Below are 1,235 nucleotides of genomic sequence, written 5' to 3' on the forward strand. Positions count from 1 at the left end.
TGTAGTGGTCAACTCATCCCGGACACGGTTTTGAGTTTTTCTTCCGTTTTCGCTGGGGCCAATCCATCGTTAAATTGATGAGGTCGGATCCAGTTGTAGTGATGCATCAGGTACTGGCTAATATCTCTCTGAGCCTGGTGGCCGGTCATGTAGCCAGTGGTTGGTATCCACTCTGTTTTCAAGCTGCGAAAAACCCGCTCCATCGGCGCATTATCCCAGCAGTTTCCTCGGCGGCTCATACTCTGACGCATGCGATAACGCCACAGCCGCTGGCGAAAGTTGCGGCTGCCATATTGGGATCCCTGGTCTGAGTGAAATAGCAGGCCTTGCGGCTTGCCACGCTGCTCGTAAGCCACATCCAACGCCTTGATCACCAAGTCTGCATCCGGCTTTTCTGATAACGCCCAGCCCACCACTCGGCGAGCGTAAAGATCCATGACAACCGCAAGGTAGTGCCATTTCCCCTGTGCCCAGATGTAGGTGATGTCGCCGCACCAGACCTGGTTGGGCGCTTCGACATCAAATTCTCGGTTCAATATATTTGGGATATCCGGCCGCTCGACTGTCGCCTTTTTATAGGCGTGTGATCCTGGCTGCTTGCTGACCAACTCCAGCTCACGCATCAGCCTGCGTACCTTAAACCGTCCAATTTGCTCACCTTCTTCTTGCATCATCAACGTGATGCTTCGACTGCCGGGAGCACTTCGGCCCTGGGTGAACAACTCGCTCACTCGGCTACGCAGCCTGAGCCGCTCAACATCTGGTGTTCGCCGCCTTAGACGATGCGCGTAGTACCCCGAACGAGCGACCTCAAACGCCTCGCACAAGCAGTCAACAGGCTCATGGACGCTTAGCTGATTGATCAGCGCGTACGCTCGAGATCTTCCGACATCAAGAGCGCGGTAGCCTTTTTTAATATTGATTTCTCGCGCTCGAGGCGAGCAATCCGAGCTTCCAACTCCTGGATTTTTTGCTGCTCTGGTGTCAGGGCCTTGCTCTGGGGCGTGACGCCGGTGCGCTCTTGCTGAAGCTGGTCGACCCAGCGGCGCAGCGCCGACTCACCAACACTCAGTGAACGACTGGCTTCGATGAAGCTGTAGTTTTGCTTGAGCACGAGGTCGGCAGCCTCGCGTTTGAATTCAGCGGAAAAGGTACGGCGTTGTTTGGTCATCTGACACCTCGATCTGGCGAGCATTCTCGCCTAAAAGGGTGTCCGGTTTCATTAGACCACTACA

1 protein-coding gene is annotated in these 1,235 nt (G+C 55.0%); it reads right to left on the reverse strand.

All coding sequences use genetic code 11. The annotated features are described in order from the left end of the window. Window positions 1-8: 8 nt before the first annotated feature. Window positions 9-1,171, reverse strand: a protein-coding gene (locus AAEZ06_RS26840) for an IS3 family transposase (RefSeq protein ID WP_095019831.1) whose coding sequence is annotated in 2 segments (ribosomal slippage) — window positions 9-916 and window positions 916-1,171 — 1,164 coding nt in all. Because the reading frame shifts where the segments join, the coding sequence is not laid out codon by codon here. Window positions 1,172-1,235 lie beyond the last annotated feature (64 nt).

The organism is Pseudomonas sp. HY7a-MNA-CIBAN-0227, assembly GCF_040310325.1.
Lineage (GTDB): Bacteria > Pseudomonadota > Gammaproteobacteria > Pseudomonadales > Pseudomonadaceae > Aquipseudomonas.